General features: G+C 67.2%; 15 protein-coding genes and 1 riboswitch. Of the genes, 9 read left to right on the forward strand and 6 right to left on the reverse strand.

The window, feature by feature from the left end:
- The first annotated feature begins 30 nt into the window (after window positions 1–30).
- Complete coding sequence (locus ABZX86_RS21515; RefSeq protein ID WP_355125989.1) at window positions 31–999, forward strand: NAD(P)/FAD-dependent oxidoreductase; 969 nt, start codon at window positions 31–33, stop codon at window positions 997–999.
- On the opposite strand, the gene ABZX86_RS21520 is transcribed toward ABZX86_RS21515, so the two are convergent.
- Window positions 972–1,733, reverse strand: coding sequence for an alpha/beta hydrolase (locus ABZX86_RS21520; protein ID WP_355125991.1), 762 nt, complete (start codon window positions 1,731–1,733; stop codon window positions 972–974). The two genes, ABZX86_RS21515 and ABZX86_RS21520, sit on opposite strands and share 28 nt — an antisense overlap.
- A gap of 71 nt (window positions 1,734–1,804) precedes the next feature.
- Here ABZX86_RS21520 and ABZX86_RS21525 point away from each other — a divergent pair, with 71 nt between their 5' ends.
- Window positions 1,805–2,221, forward strand: a complete 417-nt coding sequence (locus ABZX86_RS21525; RefSeq protein WP_355125993.1) for a MarR family transcriptional regulator — start codon at window positions 1,805–1,807, stop codon at window positions 2,219–2,221.
- A 153-nt stretch (window positions 2,222–2,374) separates the two neighbouring features.
- Complete coding sequence (locus ABZX86_RS21530) at window positions 2,375–3,178, forward strand: alpha/beta fold hydrolase (protein ID WP_355125995.1); 804 nt, start codon at window positions 2,375–2,377, stop codon at window positions 3,176–3,178.
- A gap of 100 nt (window positions 3,179–3,278) precedes the next feature.
- Here the strand turns inward: ABZX86_RS21530 and ABZX86_RS21535 are convergent, their stop codons facing one another.
- On the reverse strand, window positions 3,279–5,246 hold the full coding sequence (locus ABZX86_RS21535) for a heavy metal translocating P-type ATPase (RefSeq protein WP_355125997.1): 1,968 nt from the start codon (window positions 5,244–5,246) through the stop codon (window positions 3,279–3,281).
- Window positions 5,247–5,339: 93 nt separating this feature from the next.
- Here ABZX86_RS21535 and ABZX86_RS21540 point away from each other — a divergent pair, with 93 nt between their 5' ends.
- Window positions 5,340–5,702: a metalloregulator ArsR/SmtB family transcription factor gene (locus ABZX86_RS21540; protein ID WP_355125999.1), complete on the forward strand. Its 363-nt coding sequence runs from the start codon at window positions 5,340–5,342 to the stop codon at window positions 5,700–5,702.
- 2 nt (window positions 5,703–5,704) lie between these two features.
- Here the strand turns inward: ABZX86_RS21540 and ABZX86_RS21545 are convergent, their stop codons facing one another.
- Window positions 5,705–6,475: an RNA polymerase sigma factor SigF gene (locus ABZX86_RS21545; RefSeq protein ID WP_355126000.1), complete on the reverse strand. Its 771-nt coding sequence runs from the start codon at window positions 6,473–6,475 to the stop codon at window positions 5,705–5,707.
- Window positions 6,476–6,599: 124 nt separating this feature from the next.
- Here ABZX86_RS21545 and ABZX86_RS21550 point away from each other — a divergent pair, with 124 nt between their 5' ends.
- Window positions 6,600–7,910, forward strand: coding sequence for a DUF1800 domain-containing protein (locus tag ABZX86_RS21550; protein WP_355126002.1), 1,311 nt, complete (start codon window positions 6,600–6,602; stop codon window positions 7,908–7,910).
- 18 nt (window positions 7,911–7,928) lie between these two features.
- A complete protein-coding gene (locus tag ABZX86_RS21555) occupies window positions 7,929–9,119 on the forward strand; it encodes a DUF1501 domain-containing protein (RefSeq protein WP_355126004.1) in 1,191 nt (396 codons plus the stop codon).
- Between the two features lie 10 nt (window positions 9,120–9,129).
- Here the strand turns inward: ABZX86_RS21555 and ABZX86_RS21560 are convergent, their stop codons facing one another.
- Together ABZX86_RS21560 and ABZX86_RS21565 are read right to left on the reverse strand one after the other, a co-directional pair.
- Window positions 9,130–9,306 carry a hypothetical protein gene (locus ABZX86_RS21560; RefSeq protein ID WP_327140683.1) on the reverse strand — a complete coding sequence of 59 codons (177 nt, stop codon included), beginning with the start codon at window positions 9,304–9,306 and terminating at the stop codon, window positions 9,130–9,132.
- A 205-nt stretch (window positions 9,307–9,511) separates the two neighbouring features.
- A riboswitch (M-box (ykoK) riboswitch) is annotated at window positions 9,512–9,682 on the reverse strand.
- Between the two features lie 32 nt (window positions 9,683–9,714).
- Window positions 9,715–10,521, reverse strand: coding sequence for a type II CAAX endopeptidase family protein (locus ABZX86_RS21565; protein WP_355126006.1), 807 nt, complete (start codon window positions 10,519–10,521; stop codon window positions 9,715–9,717).
- Between the two features lie 164 nt (window positions 10,522–10,685).
- Here ABZX86_RS21565 and ABZX86_RS21570 point away from each other — a divergent pair, with 164 nt between their 5' ends.
- Genes ABZX86_RS21570 through ABZX86_RS21580 form a run of 3 tightly spaced genes read left to right on the forward strand, consistent with a single transcriptional unit; the run spans window position 10,686 to window position 15,981 of the window.
- The gene (locus tag ABZX86_RS21570; protein ID WP_355126008.1) at window positions 10,686–13,151 is read left to right on the forward strand and encodes a phosphoketolase family protein; all 2,466 of its coding nucleotides are present in this window, start codon (window positions 10,686–10,688) and stop codon (window positions 13,149–13,151) included.
- A gap of 32 nt (window positions 13,152–13,183) precedes the next feature.
- Window positions 13,184–15,433, forward strand: a complete 2,250-nt coding sequence (locus tag ABZX86_RS21575) for a molybdopterin-dependent oxidoreductase (protein WP_355126010.1) — start codon at window positions 13,184–13,186, stop codon at window positions 15,431–15,433.
- Window positions 15,430–15,981, forward strand: a complete 552-nt coding sequence (locus ABZX86_RS21580) for a helix-turn-helix domain-containing protein (RefSeq protein WP_355126012.1) — start codon at window positions 15,430–15,432, stop codon at window positions 15,979–15,981. Before ABZX86_RS21575 ends, ABZX86_RS21580 begins: the two co-directional genes overlap by 4 nt.
- A gap of 406 nt (window positions 15,982–16,387) precedes the next feature.
- Here ABZX86_RS21580 and ABZX86_RS21585 read toward each other — a convergent pair whose 3' ends face one another.
- The gene (locus ABZX86_RS21585; RefSeq protein ID WP_355126014.1) at window positions 16,388–17,269 is read right to left on the reverse strand and encodes an alpha/beta fold hydrolase; all 882 of its coding nucleotides are present in this window, start codon (window positions 17,267–17,269) and stop codon (window positions 16,388–16,390) included.
- Window positions 17,270–17,314 lie beyond the last annotated feature (45 nt).

The following is a 17,314-nucleotide window of genomic DNA, read 5'->3' on the forward strand; positions in this document are numbered from 1 at the left end:
GCATGGTCGTCGTCAAGGAGGTGGTCACTGATGACGGATCAGTTGGCAAACAGTTATGACGTGGTGGTGGTCGGCGGCGGCGCGGCCGGATTGAACGGGGCGCTCATGCTCGCGCGCGCCCGGCGCTCGGTGGTGGTGATCGATGCGGGCCATCCGCGTAATGCCCCCGCCGACGGTGTGCACGGGCTGCTGGCCCGCGAGGGCATATCCCCGAAGGAACTGGTCGAGCGCGGCCGGGCCGAGGTGCGGCAGTTCGGCGGCCAGGTGGTGGCGGGCACGGTGGCCACCGCGTCGCAGGACGGTACCGGATTCACCGTGACGCTCACCGACGGCCGGACCGTTCGGGCGCGGCGATTGCTGGTGACCACGGGCCTGGTCGACGAATTGCCGAATATCCCTGGGCTGCAGAGCCGTTGGGGCCACGATGTGGTCCACTGCCCGTACTGCCACGGCTGGGAGGTGCGCGATCAGGCCATCGGCGTGCTGGCGAGCGGTCCGATGTCGGTGCATCAGGCCCTGCTGTTCCGGCAGTGGAGTCCGGATATCACCTACTTCGCGCATACCTCCGCACCGCTGACCGAGGAGCAGGCCGAACAGTTCGCCGCCCGCGACATCCGGGTGGTGACCGGCGAGGTGACCGCGGTGGAGATCGCCGGGGATCGGCTTGCGGGACTGCGACTTTCCGATGGCACCGTGGTCGAACGCGAGGCGGTGGTGGTCGGATCGCGCATGGTCGCGGACGCGAGTTTCCTTGCGCCGCTGGGACTCCTGCCCAAGGAGCATCCCTCGGGTATGGGTGAGTACCTCCCGAGCGACCCCACCGGCCGCGCCGATGTGCCCGGAGTGTGGTTGGCGGGCAATGTCACCGATCTGTCCGCGCAGGTCGGCGCGGCAGCCGCGGCGGGAGCCGCCGCCGGTGCGCAGATCAACTTCGACCTGGTCGACGAGGAGACCCGGGCCGCCGTCGAGGCCTATCGCGCGGGAGTCCCGCTGACCTGATTCGCGAACGCGTCGAGAACGGCGAAGGTGGCGTCCGGCTGTTCCATATGCGGCAGATGCCCTGCCTCGCTGATGATTTCGAGCCGCGCATTGCCGAAGGCGGCGGCATAGGCCGCGCCGTACGCCGGCGTGACGACCCGGTCGCTCGCGCCCCACACCAGCAGGGCGGGGACCGTGACGCCGGACAGTCGCTCCAGCAGTGACGGGTCGTGCATGTACGGATCACTCGCGAAATGCCGCAGTGCGACCATATTCGCCTGTCGCACAGCCAGTTGCGCGGCCGGAACATCGGCCGGGTCCTGATAGAAGCGATCCGGATCGTGATAGGAGTACTCCGCGATCGCGCGGGCATCGAGCGCGAAGAAATCGGGCATCGGCGCCTCGTCGATCCACACACCGGTGGCATCGATCAGGACCACCCGGCCCACGGTGCCCGTGCGATCCTGCGCGGCCATCTCGGCCGCGATCCAGCCGCCGACGGAGGAGCCGATGACGAGCACCTCGTGCAATTCGCGCTCGCGCAGCAGGGTCAGATACGCGGCGGCGAGGTCGGCGATGGTGTCGATCTCGTCCGGTCGCGCAGTGCCGTTCCATCCGGGCAGGGTGGCGGTCAGCACGTGCGAGGTGCGGGCGAAGTGTTCGGCGATACCGGCCACGCTGAACGTCCCCGCGCCGCCGTGCAGCACCAGAACGGCCGGTCCGCTGCCTGATTCGGTAATGGTCAGAGAGGTCATGGGAGCGCCTTCGATCGATGACTAAATATGTTGATATAAACAAGCTTAGTCATACTGCTATCGTTCTGTCCATGCCGAGTGACCTGCAAGCTCTGGGAAGGGCCGTCAAACAAGCCCAGTACCGCCACCATCGCGCACTGGACCGTGCGCTCGCCGGTGTCGGCGCGACCCTGGCGCAGTGGGATGCCTTGCGCGCCATAGCCCGTGACCCCGGCTCCAGTGCACGCGCCCTGGCCGAGGAAACCTTCCAGAGCGAACAGGCCTTCGGCACTCTCGCCAATCGCTTGGCGGCGCGCGGCCTCATCGACCGCGCTTCCGGCCACGGCCGCACCATCGAACACCGCCTCACCGCCACCGGCGCCCAGGTCCTGGCCGCCGGAAACCGGGTCGCCGACGAGGTCCTCGCCGATTCCTTCGCCGATCTGTCCGCGGCCGAACGCACCACGTTGCTGAATCTGCTACTGCGGGTGGGTATTTCAACCGAATAGCGCGGCTCGGACCCCGACCGGTTCGGTCACGGAATGCTCTGCCGGTTCGGTCACGGAATGATCGAAAACACCGGGGAGGTGCTGCGCTGCCCCTGCCTTCATGCAAGGCTGTAACCGCTCGACCTTCTCGAGAGCGGAAAGCAGGTTCTATCCATGCAATTCCGAAGTAGAGCACGCGGTGTCCTCGCGGCAGTGGCCCTGGCACTCGGTGTCGCGGTCGGTGCGGCTCCGGCGCACGCCGACCCGCTGCCGACGGTTGTTCTCGTGCACGGCGCATTCGCCGACACCACCAGCTGGGACGGTGTGGCCGCGAAATTGCGCGATGACGGCTATCAGGTGGTGGTCCCGGACAATCCGCTGCGCGGCCCGGCCTTCGACGCGGCCGCGGTGCAGCGCACCCTCGACACCATCGCCGGCCCGGTGGTCCTGGTCGGTCATTCGTACGGCGGCACGGTCATCACCCAGATCCACGACCCCAAGGTCGAATCACTGGTCTACGTGGCCGCTTTCGCCCCCGTCCAGGGTGAGGTCGCCTTCCAGGCCTTGGATCCCCTCCGATTCCCCGGCAGCCAGCTGCTGCCACCGGCCCTGCAACTGCGCGTCGTCGATGATCCCAACGGCATCGCCGGTCACAATCTCGACGGCTACGTCGCCCCCGACCTGTTCAATTCGGTCTTCGCGCAAGACGTCAGCCCCGCGACCGCAGCCGTCATGATCGCCCACCAGCATTCCCTCGCCGTCTCCGCGAATATCGAACCCTCCGCGGCCCCCGCCTGGGCGAGCACACCGAGCTGGTACATCGTCTCGGCGCAGGACCACGTGATCCCGCCCGCCTCCCAGCGCTTCATGGCCTCCCGCATGAACGCCCACACCACCGAACTCGACGCCTCCCACGCCTCCCTGGTGTCGCACCCCCTCGAGGTCGCGGCAGTAGTGGAGTCCGCCGCCGGTCACTGATCGGGGCGCCCGCGACCGGCCTGCACGGTCGGAAGTCGGTACGACTCGGCGATCTCTTGTGTCGCGCTCCGGCTTCCGCCCGCTCACGCTGGGCGCCGCGTCAGTGCGCCGTGGTGGCAGCCCGCCTCCACGCTGAATTGCGAAGCAGGCGTAGGCCGTTGAGGCCGACGATGACGGTCGATCCTTCGTGACCCGCCACGCCCAGCGGCAGTGGCAGGTGCCCGGCGAGGTCCCACGTCACGAGAATCGCGATGAATGTCGCGGCGATGATCAGATTGGCGACCACGACGCGGTGCGCTCGCCGTGACAGGGCGATGACAGTGGGAATCGCGCTGAGGTCGTCACGAACCACGACGGCGTCGGCGGTCTGCAGGGTCAGGTCGGATCCTGCTCTGCCCATGGCGATTCCGGTGTGCGCGGTGGCCAGTGCGGGCGCGTCGTTGATGCCGTCACCGACCATCGTCACGTGCGCACCCTGAGCCTCGAGCTCGAGTACCGCGGCGACTTTGTCCTCGGGCAGCAGTCCTGCGCGCACATCGGTGATACCGACCTGATCGGCCAGCCGCAGCGCAGTGGCGCGGTTGTCGCCGGTGAGCAATACCGGTGCGGCGCCGGTCAATTCGGTGAGAGCGGTGACCGTGGCGGCCGCCTCGGGTCGCATCTGGTCGGTAATGCCCAGTACGGCAACAGGGGTCCGATCACACTGCACGAGCACCGCGGTCCGCCCGCTCTGCTGCAGGTCCTCGGCAACGGCCATCGCGGACTGTGCTGTCGCATCCAAAAGTGCCGTCGGTGAGCCGACCTGCACGAAATGACCGTCGACCAGCGCGGAGACGCCTCGGCCGGGCAGAGCGGCGAATTCCTCGGCAGCCGGCAGTGCCAATCCGCGCGCCCGGGCGGCTCGGACCACCGCCGCGGCCAGCGGGTGCTCGCTCGCATGCTCGGCGCCGGCGGCCAACCGCAGGATCTGCTCCTCGCTGAACGGGCTACCGGGCAGCGTGCGGATATCGGCCAGTTCTGGGGTGCCCCGGGTCAGCGTGCCGGTCTTGTCGAACGCGACTCGTGTCGTGGCGCCGAGCTGTTCCATCACCACCGCCGATTTCACGAGCACCCCGTGCCGCCCCGCGGTGGCGATCGCGGCCAGCAGCGGCGGCATCGTGGCAAGCACGACCGCGCACGGCGAGGCCACGATCATGAACGTCATCGCGCGCAGCAGCGCGGTTCGCAACGCATCGCCGAACAGCAGCGGAACCACGAATACCGCGAGCGTGGCGGCGACCATGCCGAGGGAGTAGCGCTGTTCGACCTTTTCGATGAACAGCTGGGTCGCGGCCTTGGTGCGACCGGCCTCCTCGACGAGTCCGGCAATGCGCGCCACCACCGAATCCTCGGCGCGGCGATCCACCCGCACCCGCAGCACGCCGGTGCCATTGAGGGTTCCGGCGAACACCTCGTCACCGGCGGTCTTGTCCACCGGCAGCGGTTCGCCGGTGATGGTGGCCTGATCCACCTCGCTCGCCCCGCCGACCACACTGCCGTCGGCGGCGATGCGGTCGCCGGGGCGGACCAGGATCACATCACCGACCGTGAGATCGATCGCCCGCACGGTCTGTTCGGCACCGTCCACGCTGAGCCGGGTCGCGGTATCGGGGGCGAGGTCCAGCAGTCCGCGCACGGAGTCCTCGGTGCGGGCGGTGGCGAGGGCTTCCAGCGCGCCGGAGGTGGCGAAGATGACGATCAGCAGTCCACCGTCGAGCACCTGCCCGATCGCTGCCGCCCCGAGGGCGGCGACGACCATCAGCAAATCGACGTCCAGGGTCTTCTCGCGCAGTGCCCGGAGCCCGGCCAGCCCGGGTTCCCAGCCGCCGGTGACGTAGCAGGCCAGGTACAGCGCCCACCACAGCCACGTCGGCCCGCCCAGCTGCTGTGCGGCGAGCCCCAGGAGGAAGAGCGCCGATGCCGCTGCCGCCCAGCGCATTTCGGGCAGTGCGAACAATCGTATCCGTCGCACCGGCGCGACCGCCGGTGCGACGGTGTGGCGGGTGGGCGTGGCTGTGGACGAGACCACGGGAAGACCTCCAGGGGGACGAGAAAGCCACCCGAGAATAACAGATCATATGAAGAGGTCTTCATAAATGCCTGTGAGATAGACTGCACGTTCATGGGACACGGGGTAGAGGGCCGCGATCGGCCGGTGGCGCGCCTCGACGCGGAATCGGCTGCGCACGTGGCGACTACATTGCAGGCGTTGGCCACCCCGAGCCGCCTGCTCATCCTGAGCGAACTGCGGCAGGGCCCGCGGCCGGTCTCCGAATTGGCCGAGTCCGTCGGTATGGAGCAGTCGGCCGTCTCGCATCAATTGCGATTGCTGCGAAATCTGGGTCTGGTCACGGGTACTCGCGCGGGCCGCAGCATCGTCTACAGCCTGTACGACAATCACGTCGCGCAGCTCCTGGACGAGGCGGTCTATCACAGCGAACATCTGCGGCTCGGGCTGACCGAGCGGCCCGAGGTCGCAGGCTGAGATCAGTCCTGCAGCACTTCTTCGCGGAGGTGATTGAGCGTTTTCGCCAGGATGCGCGAGACGTGCATCTGGGAGATGCCCAGGTGATCGGCGATCTGCTTCTGGGTCTTCGATTCGAAGAAGCGCATGATCAGCAGTTCGCGTTCGCGGCGGGGGAGTTGGCGCAGATGCGGGCGGACCGCCAGCTGCTGTTCGACGAGGTTGTAGCCGGGGTCGGTATCGCCGAGGGAGGCGGCGGCAGGCATGGGGGAGTACTCGCCGTCATCGTTGATCATCGCGTCGAGTGGGGACGACTGGTAGCCATTGGCGGCGACCAGGGCGTGGGTGACGTCCAGGAGGCCGACTTCGAGTTCGTCGGCGACCTCGCGGGCGTTGGGCATGCGGCCGAGTCGCTGTGCGAGGGTTTCGACCGCGCTCGCCAGACGTGGTTGAATCTCCTTGGTACGGCGGGGAACTCGCACCGCCCAGGTGTGATCGCGAAAGTGGCGGCGCACCTCGCCCATAATGGTGGGGACGGCGAAGGACAGAAAAGGTGCGCCCCGGGAGATTTCGAACCGGTCCACCGCCTGGATCAAGCCGACGCGAGCCACCTGCTGTAAATCCTCGAAAGCCTCACCGCGCCCGGAGTATCGGCGCGCGATGTGATCCGCGAGCGGCAGGCAGCGCTCGATCACTCGCTCGCGCAGCACTTCTCGTTTCGGATCTTTGGATTCGACGGCGACCGCAAGTTCCTCGAAGGCCGGCTCGATATTGTCGTAGCTGTCTTCAATCATCGGTATCACTCCGGTCATCGGGTACCCGTGGCACGCCGGCACTAAACCGCGACCGACTGAAGATCGGCTGAAGGTTGCCCTCCGCGGGGACACAAATGCCCGCTCACAGGCCGATACTCGGCTGATGGGGTCGCAATCGGTGCAGTGGATGCAATGCGCCCGAGTGCTGCGGCGCGCGGGCTTCGGCGCGACCGGATCGGAGATCGACGCCGCGCATACGCTGCCTGTCGCCGACTATCTCCGCGCGCAGCTGGACGGGTCCGCCGATCCCGGTGCGGGACTGACCCCGCTGCCGGTCTTCACCGAACCGGTGCGCCCGGGCAGGGACGCTGCCACCGATGTCCGCAAGCGCTATCAGAGCGACCTCACCGGCCAGCTGCAAACCCTGACCGGCTGGTGGGTGCGCCGCATGGCGACCGCGCAGCGGCCGCTGCCGGAGAAGCTGACGCTACTGTGGCACAACCACTTCGCGACCTCTGCGAGCAAGGTGCGCAGTGCCACCGAGATGGCAGGGCAGAACGAGACGTTACGCCGGCTGGGCGCGGGCGATTTCGGCACGCTGGCCTACGCGATGCTCACCGATCCGGCCATGCTGCGCTGGCTCGACGGCATCGCCAATACCGCGAAAGCGCCCAATGAGAACCTGTCTCGGGAATTCATGGAGCTGTTCGCCCTCGGGCACGGCAACGGGTACAGCGAGACCGATGTCCGCGAGGGCGCCCGCGCCCTGACCGGCTGGACGATTGCCGCGGACGGTTCGGCCCGGCTCGATCCGAAGCGCCATGACACCGGCTCGAAAACGGTGCTGGGCGTGACGGGTTCGCTCGATGCGCGGGAATTCTGTACCGCGGTGCTCGCGCGTCCCGAGTCCGCGAGGTTCGTGGCGGGCCGAATGTGGCAGCAGCTGGCCGCCGGCGCGCCCCCTTCGGCAGCCGCGCTCGACCGGCTGACGGCCGCCTATGGACCCGGCCGCGATATCACCCGGCTGGTGGTCGCCGTCCTCACCGATGCCGAATTCCTCAGTGGCACCGGCACTGTCGTACAGGGACCGGTGGAATGGCTGGTCGGTGCCGTCCGGGCCCTCGCCGTACCCGTGGGCACTGACGCCCAGGTCAAGACACAGGTGAACGTGCTGCGCACGCTCGGGCAGGTGCCCTTCTATCCCCCCTCGGTGGGCGGCTGGTCCAGCGGCCAGGCGTGGCTGTCCACCGCGGCCGCGCAAACCCGCCTGCGCGCGGCCACCGGACTGGCGCAGAAAGCCGATCTGAGCTGGCTTTCCGGGACCGGCGCCACCGACCGCATCGATGCCGTCGGCCATCGGCTCGGCATCGGCCACTGGTCCGACCGCAGCGCCGCGGTGCTGGCCTCGGTGCACGGTGATCCGATCCGGCTGACGGCCATTGCCCTGAACACTCCCGAATATCTGACCAGCTGAGCGGAAAGGCATTGCCCCATGCCGGAATTCAACCGCCGGAACTTCCTCGTCGGCAGCAGTGTGCTCGGCGCTCTCGGCGTCCTGGGCGCCGCCGGCGTGACCTGGGACGAACTGCACCATCGTGCGGCCACGACACCGCTTGCGGCGGGCTCGGGGGTACTGGTGCTGCTGACCCTCTACGGCGGCAACGACGGTATCAATACGGTAATACCGTACGCGGACAGCGCATATCACGCCGCCCGCCCGGAGCTGTCCTATCAGCCGGAGGAGGTGCTCCGGCTGGACGAGCAGCTCGGGCTCAATCCCGCCATGAAGGGTTTCGCACAGCTGTGGCAGCAGCGCGATCTGGCCATTGTTCGTGGCGTCGGCTATCCGCGACCCGATCACAGCCACTTCCGGTCGATGGATATCTGGCAGACCGCCGCACCGGATGAGCCGGTCAATTCCGGGTGGATCGGCCGCTGGCTGGATGCCACCGGCGGTGATCCCATTCGCGCGGTCAGTATCGGACCGGTGCTGCCGCAGCTGGCGATCGGCGCGAAATACACTGCCGCAGCCCTGGATCCGGCCTCCGCACCGCTGTCGGCCGAGATGGCGGCCGCGCTGAGCGGGCTGGCGACGGTGGATCCGCACGACAGTGCGGCGCAGGCGCTGGTGTGTGCCGGCTATGGTGCGGACGAGGCTGTGCTGCAGGCATTCTCGACGATCGAGCCGCCCGCGAAATCGCCGGACAATCCGCTGCAGGCTCAACTCGATCTGGTCGGCACCTGCATCAAAGCCGGTGTCCCGACCCAGGTCTACTCGGTCAGCCTGGGCGGCTTCGACACCCACGCCGACGAACGCCGCACCCAGCAGCAATTACTGGGCCGCTTGGATACGGCGGTCTCCGGTTTCCTCGCGGATATGGCCACCCATCCGCGTGGTCGTGACGTAGTTCTGTTGGCCTACAGCGAATTCGGACGCCGGGTCGCCGCCAATGCCTCGCAGGGCACCGACCATGGCACGGCGGGACCGGTATTCGTCGCCGGCGCCCCGATCCGGGGTGGATTCTATGGCGACGAACCCGGTCTCACCGACCTCGACAATGGCGATCTGAAGACCACCGTCGATTTCCGCGACGTCTACCACGAGCTATTGCACAGGGTGGTTGCGACGGACCCCGGTCCGGCTGTCGGCCAGGGCCGTCGCGATATCGGGCTGATCGCGTGAAAAGACCTGGTCACCGGTAGTAGGTGGGCCCACCCATGGAGGCGGTGAAGATTGCCGTGCGGTGGAAGGACGCCCGCATGTTGTGGCGCTCGGCCGCGGTCAGGGTGTGCCGGGCCTTCATGCGCCGGGCCGAATCGCCCAGGATGGAAAGAACGGTGAGCTGACGCGGGGATACGGTGAAGGTCATGACTTTCTCCTTACGGAAAGTCAGCCGCCGCAAGCTGTTTCGCGGCAGGCTGGGAACGAGTGGTGGTTCGCCGAACTCGGATACGGACTATCGCCGGACTTCATATCGTCCCTTCACCTCCTTGCCGCCGGGGCGCACGAGGGCGCCTGGAAAAACGGGTCAACCGCACTCGTGCAGGGGAGTAGGCCACAGCCGAACGGCGTGGCCGGCACCCCTCTCGTCAGAGCTTCGGCACTGAACGACGTATCCCCGAGCGGGGAAGCCACTTTGGATCGACCCTTAATCCGGGATGATCTGTCCTAACCCTGGGCGTCTCTCGACGTCGTCGGATCAGTGGCCTGTGTTCGAACAGGAGCCTCGCCTAGCGAGGTGCTGACCTGGCAATACTGGACCGGGACGGACCGGTTGTCAAGCCGCGACCCGCCGCCGGCGCGGCCCGTCGCGGCGTACCGCGCGCACCGCCATGACGCCGCCGGCGACGAGTGCCGCGCTGATCGCGACGAAGACGACCTGCGGCCGGTCCAGGGTGTTGTCGCCGGCTACGAGGTACCACGCGATATTGATCAGCCAATGCCCGATCGAGGCGATCAGGACCCGCTGGCGAACGCTGCCATTGCCCAGGTACCCGAGCAGTACCGAGAAGGACATGGCCGCCACGACGAAGGAAATGGCGGATATGAAGCCCGCGGCGAAGGCCTGGACGTGCCAGAGCGCCCAGATCGCCCCGGTGAGGGCCACGGCGGCGAGCCGGCGCACGCGCGACTCCAGGAGCGGCTGCAGCAGCCCGCGCCAGCCGATCTCCTCGCCGCACGCCCCGATGAGCTGCAGCACCACGAATACCGCGAAGGGTGTGGCCGCGACCGCGGCGGGCCCGACCATGGGGTGCCCGGACCAGGCCATCCCCGCGTCGCCCAGCACCCAGATCGCGACGCACGCCACGAGAATCGACAGCAGATCGATTCGCACCCGCCGCCAGGGGATTTCGGCGGGCAGCAGCCGAGTGATGCTCTTGCGGAAGGACAACCAGGTGATCAGCGCTCCGATGGCGGGGGCGAACTGCACCAGTGACAGCACCGCCGCATCGATCCCGCTGACCGATTGCACGGCAAGCAATCCCGCTGATGCGACGAGTGTGACCGCGATATAGAGCGTGACGACAGGCCACAATCGTGCCTGGACCGCCTGCGGGGTACTCGTCTCGGGCGCGGCTTCCATCTCGGAATCCTTGCATGAATGTGGGCACTCCCGCCGAGCGCGGAGCAGACTCGGGTGCGGTGCGTCGTAATGGCGTGCCGGTTCGCGCGGCCGGTAGCCTGGGCAATGAAATCCCCGCCCGCAGGTTCGCCAAGCGATGTCCGCAAGCGTGAGGAGCTCGACGCATGACGCAGTTGACCGGCGCAGCCAGTGATACCTCGGCCGATAATATCGGCGGGCAGGGCGGCGAGACGCTCGCTCCGCAGCCCTATCGGCTCGGGGAGGTGGCCGGGCCGCTCGAACGCGACGAATTGGTGACGATCGACGCGTGGTGGCGAGCGGCGAACTATCTCGCGGTCGGGCAGATCTACCTGATGGCCAATCCGCTGCTGCGAGAGCCGCTCGTGCCGGAGCAGATCAAGCCGCGCCTGCTGGGACATTTCGGCACTGTGCCCGGGCTGAATCTTGTTTGGGTGCACGCGAATCGAGCGATTCTGGCGCGAGATCTGAATGCCGTGTTCGTCGCGGGCCCGGGGCACGGTGGGCCGGGGCCCAATGCGTGCGCCTGGCTGGAGGGCACGTATTCCGAGCTGTACAGCCATATTCCGCGTGATGGCGACGGCATGGCCGCGCTGTTCGCCCAGTTCTCGTTCCCGGGCGGCGTGCCCAGTCACTGCGCGCCCGAGACACCCGGTTCCTTCCATGAGGGCGGCGAACTGGGCTACTCACTACTGCATGCTTTCGGTGCGGCACTGGACAATCCGAGCCTCACGGTCTTCTGCGTGATCGGTGACGGTGAAGCCGAAACTGGTCCGCTGGCCGGCAGTTGGCATGCGAACAAGTTCATCAATCCGGCGCGGGACGGTGCGGTGGTGCCGATCCTGGCGCTGAACCAGTACAAGATCGCGAATCCGACCATTCTGGCGCGTATTCCGGAGTCCGAACTGATCTCGCTGCTGCGCGGCTACGGCTACGAGCCGGTCATCGTCTCCGGCAGCGATCCGGCGACGGTGCATCAGGATATGGCGGCCGCCATGGACGGCTGCCTCGACCGGATCGCCGCCATTCAGCAGGCCGCCCGCGGCGGTGACGGTGCACGCGCGATCTGGCCGATGATCGTGCTGCGCACCCCGAAGGGCTGGACCTGTCCGCCCGTGGTCGACGGTGAGCGGGTCGAGGGCACCTTCCGTGCGCATCAGGTGCCGCTGCCCGCCGCCCGCACCGATGCGAAACACCGTGCGGTGCTGGAACAGTGGCTCGAATCGTACCGGCCCGGTGAGCTCTTCGACGAGGCCGGACAGCCGGTCGCGGAACTGCAGCGCCTGGTGCCGGTCGGGGACCGCCGCATGAGCGCCAATCCGGTGAGCAATGGCGGCATGCTGGTGCGTGATCTGCGGCTGCCGGACTGGCGTGACTACGGCGTGGAGGTGCCCGGACCGGGTGCGACCATGCATGAGGCGACCCAGGTGCTGGGTACGTGGCTGCGCGATGTCACCGCCGGTAACCCGGACAACTTCCTCACCTTCGCGCCCGATGAACTCGCCAGTAATCGACTGCAGGACATCCTCACCGTGACCGGCCGCGACTGGCAGGCCGAAATCGGTGAGTACGACGTGAAATTGGATCGCAAGGGCCGCGTCATCGAGGTGCTGTCCGAGCATATGTGCGAGGGCCTGCTGGAGGGCTATCTGCTCACCGGGCGGCACGGCGTCTTCACCTGCTACGAGGCCTTCATCCACATTATCGACGCCATGTTCAACCAGCACGCCAAATGGCTCGACGCCAGTGCGGCGGTGGCCTGGCGGCGGCCCATTCCGAGCCTCAATTACCTGCTGTCGTCGCATGTCTGGCGTCAGGACCACAATGGCTTCACCCATCAGGACCCCGGCTTCCTGGATGTGGTGCTGAACAAATCGCCCGAAATCGTGCGCGTGTATCTGCCGCCGGACGCCAATACCCTGCTCTCGACCTACGACCACTGCCTGCGCTCGCGCCACTACGTCAATGTGGTGGTCGCGGGCAAACAGCCTCAGGCCGACTGGCTTTCGGTGGAGGAGGCCGCCGCGCACTGCGCTCGAGGCGCGGGCATCTGGGAGTGGGCGGGCCACAACGACGATATCGGCACCACCCCCGATGTGGTGCTGGCCTGCGCCGGTGACGTGCCCACGCTGGAGACCCTCGCCGCCGCTGCCATACTGCGGGAACGGTTGCCGGAGTTGCGGATTCGCGTGATCAATATCGTGGACCTGATGCGGTTGCAGCCGCAGGACGAACACCCGCACGGCCTGTCGGACAGCCTCTTCGACACTATGTTCACCACCGACCGCCCCGTCATCTTCGCCTTCCACGGCTATCCGTGGCTCATTCACCGTCTGACCTACCGCCGTGCCAACCATTCCGGTCTGCATGTGCGCGGTTTCAAGGAGAAGGGCACCACCACAACGCCTTTCGATATGGTGATGCTCAATGACATGGACCGGTTTCACCTGGTCATGGATGTCATCGATCGGGTGCCGGGGCTCGGGACCAGGGCGGCCGGTCTCCGTCAGGAGATGGTCGACGCGCGCTGGACCGCGCGGGCCTGGACCCGCGAACACGGTGCGGACATTCCGGAGGTCGCCGACTGGACCTGGCCCTACCCGAGTAAGTAGCGCTAGTGAACTAACTGTCCTACGCTGTACCGATGACGGAATGGCGGCCCACGGCATGCATCCTGTGCGAGTGCAACTGCGGCATTCAGGTGCTGCTCGGGCCGGACGGCCGGTCCTTCGAGAAGATCCGCGGCGATAAGCTGCATCCCGCCTCGGCGGGGTACACCTGCAACAAGGCGCTGCGGCTGGACCACTATCAGAACGGGCGCACGGGGCGGATCACCGCTCCGCTGCGCCGCCGGGCCGATGGTGAGTTCGAGGAAATCGACTGGGATACCGCGATTTCCGAGATCACCGCGCGGCTGCGGGAGGTCGGGCTCCGCTACGGCGGCGAATCGATCTTCTATTACGGCGGTGGCGGCCAGGGCAATCATCTGGGCGGGGCGTACGCGCCCGCCACCATGGCCGCCTTCGGGATGAAGTACCGGTCGAGCGCGCTGGCGCAGGAGAAGACCGGCGACTTCTGGGTGGGCGCGCGCATGTTCGGGCATCCGGTGCGTGCCGATGTCGAGCATGCCGAGGTGGCGTTCTTCATCGGCAAGAATCCCTATCAGTCGCACGGATTTCCGCGCGCCCGCACGGTGCTCAAGGAGATTGCGCGGGATCCGGAGCGGTCGATGATCGTGCTCGATCCGGTCCGCACCGAGACGGCGGAACTCGCCGACTTCCATCTGCAATTGCGGCCGGGCACCGACGTCTATCTGCTGTCGGCGATGGCGGCAATCCTGCTGCGCGACAATCTGATCGAGATCGACTGGCTGGCCGAGCACGCCGAGGGTCTCGACGAGGTGGTCGCGGTGCTGCGCGGGGTGCCCATCGAGAAGTACTGCGCCATAGCCGATGTCGAGATCGATCTGGTGGTGGCCGCGACACATCGGCTGGCGCGGGCGAAATCGGTGGCCGCGCTGGAGGATCTCGGCGTGCAGATGAACCGGTACTCCACCGTCGTCAGCTATCTGGAGAAGCTGGTGTGGCTGCTCACCGGCAATCTGGCCAAGCCCGGAACCCAGTACGCGTTCACCGGTATGGCCGCCATCGGGCACGACCGGGGGCATCCGGCGGGGGAGTGGCCCAAGAGTCCGGTGGTCGGCGCGCCCATTATCAGCGGCCTGATACCGGCCAATGTGATCACCGAGGAGATCCTCACCGATCATCCGGCCCGCTACCGCGCCATGTTCATCGAGAGCAGCAATCCCGTGCACTCCCTGGCGGATTCGGCCCGCATGCGGGCGGCGCTGGAGGCGCTGGAGCTGGTGGTGGTCATCGATGTGGCGATGACCGAGACCGCGCGCCTGGCCGACTATGTGCTGCCCGCGGCGACCCAGTTCGAGAAGTACGAGGCGACGTTCTTCAACTTCGACTTCCCGCGCAATATCTTCCACCTCCGCCACCCGGTGCTGCCCGCGCCCGACGGGGTGCTGTCGGAGCCGGAGATCCACGCCCGCCTGGTCGAGGCGTCCGGCGCGCTCACCGAGGACGATTACGCGCCGCTGCGGGCTGCGCTCGCGGAGGGGCGGCAGGCGTTCGCCATGGCCTTCCTCGGGGTGCTCGCCGATCGCGCCAAGTCGAAACTCGCTCCCGTACTGCTGTATCGGACGCTCGGCCCGACGCTGCCGAATGGTGCGGCAGCGGCCGCCCTGCTCTGGGCGGCGGCCTACAACTGTGCGCGCAAGTTCCCCGAGAGTGTCGAACGCGCCGGATACGGCACCGGATTGGAAGCGGGGGAGCGACTCTTCGAAGCCATTCTCGAGGGTGAGCACGGCGTCGTCATCACCGAGGACGATTACGAGGAGACCTGGAAGCGGCTGCGCGACAACAAGGTACAGCTGAGCATCGCGGAACTGCTGCAGGTGGTGGCCACACTGCCCGAACCGGAGTCTGTCGGCGGGCAGTGGCCCTTTGTGCTCTCCGCCGGAGAGCGCCGGGCCTTCACCGCGAACACCATCGTCCGAGATCCCCTGTGGCGCAAGCGTGATAGCGGCGGAACCCTGCGCCTCAGCGTCATCGACGCCGACCGGCTCGGCCTGGCCGCCGGCGATCTGGTGCGTGTCAGCACCCGGCGCGGCAGTGTCGAGGTGCCGGTGGAGCCCACCGACCGCATGCGCTCCGGACACCTCTCGCTGCCCAATGGCTTCGGGCTCTCGGTCACCGATGCCACCGGTGCCCAGGTCACCACCGGCGTCGCACCCAATGAACTGACCGAATTCGACTCCCGCGACGAATGGGTCGGCACCCCGTGGCACAAGTACGTCCCCGCTCGCCTGGATACCGTGGTCGCATGAAACGGACGACTTTCGCGAACTGGCCGTGCACCGTAGCCCGCACCGTAGACCTCATCGGTGACTGGTGGACGCCCCTGGTCCTGCGCGAGGCGTTCTACGGCGCCAAGCGCTTCGACGATTTCGAGCGCACCCTGGGCCTGAGCCGCAATGTCCTCACCCAGCGCCTGACCCGCCTGGTCGAAGAAGACCTCATGGAAAAGGTCCCCTACCAGACCCGCCCACCCCGTCACGAGTACCACCTCACCCCCAAGGGCCGTGACTTCTTCCCGGTCATCGCCGCCATGATGCACTGGGGCGACACCTGGCTCTCCCCCGAAGCCGGCCCCCCGATCACCCTCCACCACAACACCTGCCACCACGACACCCACGCCGAAGTAGTCTGCGCCCACTGCCGCACCCCCCTCCACCACACCGACGTCTCCGTCCACCTGGGCCCCGGCTTCCCCGCCCGCCACCGCGAAACCGCCCTGGCCACAGGCAGATTCAGCACACCCGACGCGGCGGATAGTTCCGGCGGAGCGAGTAGTTCCAGCAACAACGACTCGTAGTGACGAGCCTTGCAGCTCAACGTATCCCACCTCCCGATCGACCCGTGAGCGACAGACCTGTCCGACAGCACCGAGAACGGCGATACCGGCAATGTCGACGTCGAACTCACCGACGGCACCATGAATCACACCGTGTGGCACAAGACCGACGGGGTGTGGCCGGTGGACCGCTCGGCGAGCTGACTTCACAGATGGTCGTGGAGGAACCGAGCCTTCCTGACTACTCGGCGCCGCGGCTGGTGAAGTCGAAGGATCCGCTGTCGATCGTGCCGTCGGCGTTGACCCGATAGTTGGTCGGGTTGTTCTGCACGACGCCGTCGGGGGACACCGTGGCCAGTCATCGGCAAGCCGCACAAGCCTGTTCCGTCGAGGGGATGCCAACCGGCAGCTCGGGGCCGTGCCTCCACTATGTCGTTGTCCAGCCGCGGATCGCGGCGACGAACTCCTCGGGTGCGTCGGACTCCACGTAGATGCCCGAACCCTCAACGATCACGGTTTTGTGGTCCGGGAACGTCGCTTCGAGCCGTTCGCGCTCCTGGGGGCGGAAGGCGAAGTCGGCGTCGCCCCACACGATCAACGTCGGGAGGTGGGCGATGTCGGTGAGGCCGGCTTCGACCTCGGCGAAAAAGGCCCGGCTGCCGAGGATCCGGCCGGGGAGCACCGCGCAGGCCTGGCGGCGCTCGGGCGTATCGAGCGCCCGTCGGTAGTGGGTCATCTCGGCCGCGGTCGGCTTCCGGCGTCGATGGCCGATGGGGATGAACGCATTGACGATCAGGTTGAGCCGCCGGACCAGGAAGCGCATCGGAAGCCCGCCGACGATGCGCGAGAAGGATTCGAAGTGCATGTCGCCGTTGACCGGCCATGCCCACGTGTTGGCGAGCACCAATCGGTCGAAAACCTTCGGCCGCCGCTGCGCGACCGCCAGGCCGATGGCGCCGCCCCAATCCTGCCCGACCAGAGTGACACCCTCGAGACCCAGCGTATCGACGAACCTGGTCACCACATCGGCGTGCTCTTCGGGCAGGTAGCGGTAGCCGGGCTGGGCCGTCGACAGCCCGAAACCAGGGTAATCCAGTGCGACACAACGGAATTCGCCGCGCAGCGCACTGATCGCATCGCGCCAGAGGAAAGACCAGGTCGGATTGCCGTGCAGGAGCAGCAGTGTCGGACCCGACCCCTCGTCGACGTAGTGCACGGTGTGCCCGTCGATATCGACGAAACGGCTCTCGAACGGGAACAGGTCGTCATCGACCCAGGCGGGTCGAACACTGCTGGTGATATCGGCCATGGCGGACCCCTCCGAGCTCAGTGTCAAGGTACGATTGAGAAACTC

Origin of the sequence: Nocardia sp. NPDC006630 (genome assembly GCF_040611495.1) — a bacterium.
In the GTDB taxonomy this organism is placed as follows: domain Bacteria; phylum Actinomycetota; class Actinomycetes; order Mycobacteriales; family Mycobacteriaceae; genus Nocardia.